Source organism: Brevundimonas sp. CURTG3B2_SDJG, from assembly GCF_057364705.1.
The window spans coordinates 1-3,284 of the sequence record NZ_JBNFOJ010000304.1; the positions used below are offsets into that span (position 1 = coordinate 1).

The window sequence follows — 3,284 nt, forward strand, 5'->3', positions numbered from 1 at the left end:
CAGACCCCGACCTCCGACGGCCTGGAGCTCAGCGGCCGCTTCGTCCAGGGCGGCCACGCCATCGGCCGCACCTGGCCGCGCGCCCTGGTCTTCGTCGACGGCGAGGCCCTGACCGCCGCCTCGGCCGCAGGCGTCTTCGTCGTCGGCTTCGACCGCGAGGCGGCCTCGAGCGTCGAGATTCGCGTCCGCGACGGCGTGCGCGAGGCCCGCCGCATCGTGGACGTCCGCCCCGGCCGCTTCCCCTCCACCCGCGTCGACGGCCTGCCGCCCTCCACGGTCGAGCCCCAGGACCCCGCCCTGCTGGCCCGAATTCAGCGTGAGGTTGCGCTCAAGGTCGACGGCTTCGCCAGCCGCATCGACGCCGACCACTTCCGCGACGGCTTCGCCTGGCCGCTGGACAGCTTCCGGATCACCAGCGCCTGGGGCGCGCAGAGGGTGCTGAACGGCACGCCCGCCCGGCCGCATTTCGGCATCGACCTGGCCGCGCCGCAGGGAACCCCGATCCGAGCCCCCGCCGCCGGCCGGGTCGTCCTGGCCCAGCCGGGGCTGCATTTCGAGGGCGGCCTGGTCCTGATCGACCATGGACAGGGCCTGGTCACCGCCTACCTGCACCAGTCCCGCATCGACGTCCGCGCCGGCCAGGATCTCATGCGCGGCGACCTCATCGGCCGGGTCGGCATGACCGGCCGCGCCACCGGCCCGCACCTCTGCTGGCGGATGAAATGGCGCGACCGCAACCTGGACCCGTCCCTCATGGTGAAAACCTGAGCGTGCGTAACCGTTTACGTTGAACGGTCCCGTCGATCCCCGATAGACGGGCGCCCGATAGCCCCGTACCCTGCGCGGACTCAGACGCCGGTTCCGACGACTTCCATGTCCTCCCTCTCCTCCCTCAACATCCTGCTGGTCGACGACAATCAGCACATGCGCGCCATCACCTCGGCGGTGCTCAAGTCCGCCGGCATCCCCAAGGTGCGCGAGGCGACCGACGGCGCCGCCGCCCTGGAGCTGCTGCGCGACTATCCGGTCGATCTGGCCATCGTCGATTTCAACATGTTCCCGTTGGACGGGGTGGAGTTCACCCGCCTGGTCCGCAACAGTCCGGACAGCGTCAACCCGTACCTGCCGATCATCATGATGACCGGCCACTCCGAGAAGGCCCGGGTCTACGAGGCGCGCGACGCCGGCGTCACCGAGTTCGTGGTCAAGCCGATCACCGCCAAGGCCATCCTGGACCGCATCCAAGCGGTGATCTTCAAGCCTCGCCCCTTCGTGAAGACCGACGGCTATTTCGGCCCCGACCGCCGCCGCACCCAGTCGGCGGACTACAAGGGCCCCCGCCGCCGCGCGACGGATCAGGCCTCGGACCGGGGCTCCAGCGCCGCATAGACCTTGTCGGGCCACCGCTTGTGGACCCAGAACCAGTCCTCCGGGACTTCCCGCACCCGATCCTCGACGAAGGTCGTCACCGCCTGCACGCCCCGCGCGATGTCGCCCTGCCGGTCGCCGGTGGACGGCACGGCGATCGGCTCGTGCGCCGTCACCCGGAACCGCACCCCGGGCAGCCGCACCACCGAGATCGGCTGCAGCACCGTCCCGAACCGCAGCGCCAGCCGCGACGGCCCCGGCGCGGCGTTCACCGGCTGGCCGAAGAAGATCACTTCCGGCCCTTCCGAGAATTTCTGGTCGTTCAGCAGGGCGACGGACTCGCCCCGCTCCAGCCCGTTCAGCAGCTCGCGCGCGCCGTCCCCGCCCTTGGGCGCGAACAGCTTGACCCCGTACCGCGCCCGCGCCTGACGGATCTGGGCGTCGACATAGGGGTTGTTGGCGGCGCGATAGGTCACCTGCACCGGCACGCCCGAGGCCACCAGCACCGCCGCCATCACCTCGAAATTCGACAGATGGCCCGAGACGAACACCACCGGCCGGCCGCCGTCGCGGATAGCCTCCAACCGCTCCTGGCCGACGATCTCCAGCCGCCCGCTCGCCGGCGTCAGCTGGTCCATCACCGCCGTCTCGGCGAAGCTGCGGCCGATCCGCTCCCAGGCCTCGCGCGCCAGCGCCTCGCGCTCGGCCGGCGCCATGTCGGGAAAGGCGATGCGCAGGTTGCGCATCACCGTCTTGTGCGTGCCGGCCCTCGGGCCCAGCGCGCGCAGCACGGCGCCGCCGAAGTTCGACGCCCGCTCCACGCCCAGCAGCCGCATCAGGCCGATGAAGGCCGCGAACCCCGCCGCCTCCAGCCGCCAGGCCAGGTCCTGGCCGAAGCTCACCCTGTCGCCGTCACCAGGCAATCGTCAGCCCGCCGTCCACCACCAGCGTCTGGCCGGTCACATAGGCGGCGGCCTTCGAACACAGATAGACCGCCGTGCCCGCGATCTCGTCCGGCTGGCCGATCCGCTTCATTGGATTGGGCTCCACCGTCACCTTCAGCACCTCGGGGTTCTCCCACAGGTATTTGGCGAAGTCGGTCTGGATCAGGCCGGGCGCGATGCAGTTGACCCGCACGTTCGACGATCCGAACTCCACCGCCAGGTTGCGCACCAGCTGCATGTCCGCCGCCTTGGACACGTTGTAGGCGCCGATCAACGCGTTCCCGCGAAGCCCGCCGACCGACGAGATCACCAGGATGGCCCCGTCCTTCCGCTCCAGCATCTGCGGCGCGACCATCTGGATCAGCCAGTGGTTGGCCAGCACGTTGTTGTGGAAGATCTTCTCGAACTGCTCGTCCGAGATCCCGCCCATCGGCCCGGCGTAGGGATTGGATGCCGCGTTGCACACCAGGATGTCGATCCGGCCGAAGGCGGCGTTGGTCTCGTCGACCAGCCGCTGCAGGTCGTCCTTCGAGGCGATGTTGGCCGGGATGGCGATCGCCCGGCCCTCGCCGTGCGCCGCGTTGATCGCCTGGGCCACCTCGTCGCACGGCCCGGCCTTGCGCGACGAGATCACCACCCGGGCCCCGTGCTCGGCCATCCGCTCGGCGATCGCCTTGCCGATCCCCTTCGAGGAGCCGGTGATGACCGCGACCTTGCCGGTCAGATCGAACAATTCCATGCATTAACCTCGAATGGCTGGGGGAATCCGCGTGCGGACCCTAGTCGTATTGTCCTGATACCCCGATACTCGGGCGATTCCATCCGGGAAGGCGGAACATCCGTTTCCAATGCGCGCCCTGACCAACGGCTTCCTGTTCTTCGGCTACCTGTTCCTGGCGATGACCGTCGGGGCCTTTCCTGTGGCGCGCCGGCCTGGGCGCGGGGCGCGGGCTTCGCCGCCGGCGCGGGACC

The 3,284-nt window shown here is 69.9% G+C and carries 4 protein-coding genes; 2 read left to right on the forward strand and 2 right to left on the reverse strand.

Annotation, left to right across the window (positions count from 1 at the left end):
• Window positions 1-21: 21 nt before the first annotated feature.
• Complete coding sequence (locus AC2W7C_RS15525; RefSeq protein WP_486002214.1) at window positions 22-768, forward strand: M23 family metallopeptidase; 747 nt, start codon at window positions 22-24, stop codon at window positions 766-768.
• 105 nt (window positions 769-873) lie between these two features.
• The gene (locus tag AC2W7C_RS15530) at window positions 874-1,389 is read left to right on the forward strand and encodes a response regulator (RefSeq protein ID WP_486002211.1); all 516 of its coding nucleotides are present in this window, start codon (window positions 874-876) and stop codon (window positions 1,387-1,389) included.
• Here AC2W7C_RS15530 and AC2W7C_RS15535 read toward each other — a convergent pair.
• Both AC2W7C_RS15535 and AC2W7C_RS15540 read right to left on the reverse strand, forming a co-directional pair.
• On the reverse strand, window positions 1,356-2,270 hold the full coding sequence (locus AC2W7C_RS15535) for a lysophospholipid acyltransferase family protein (protein WP_486002212.1): 915 nt from the start codon (window positions 2,268-2,270) through the stop codon (window positions 1,356-1,358). The genes AC2W7C_RS15530 and AC2W7C_RS15535 overlap by 34 nt on opposite strands.
• A gap of 10 nt (window positions 2,271-2,280) precedes the next feature.
• Window positions 2,281-3,051 (reverse strand): SDR family NAD(P)-dependent oxidoreductase, encoded by a 771-nt coding sequence (locus AC2W7C_RS15540; protein ID WP_486002213.1) that lies wholly within the window; start codon window positions 3,049-3,051, stop codon window positions 2,281-2,283.
• Between the last annotated feature and the right edge of the window lie 233 nt (window positions 3,052-3,284).

Excerpts from the sequence above, each read along its gene's own strand:
- AC2W7C_RS15530 (WP_486002211.1), top strand. The coding sequence starts at position 874 with ATGTCCTCCCTCTCCTCCCTCAACATCCTGCTGGTCGACGACAATCAG.
- AC2W7C_RS15540 (WP_486002213.1), bottom strand. The coding sequence starts at position 3,051 with ATGGAATTGTTCGATCTGACCGGCAAGGTCGCGGTCATCACCGGCTCC.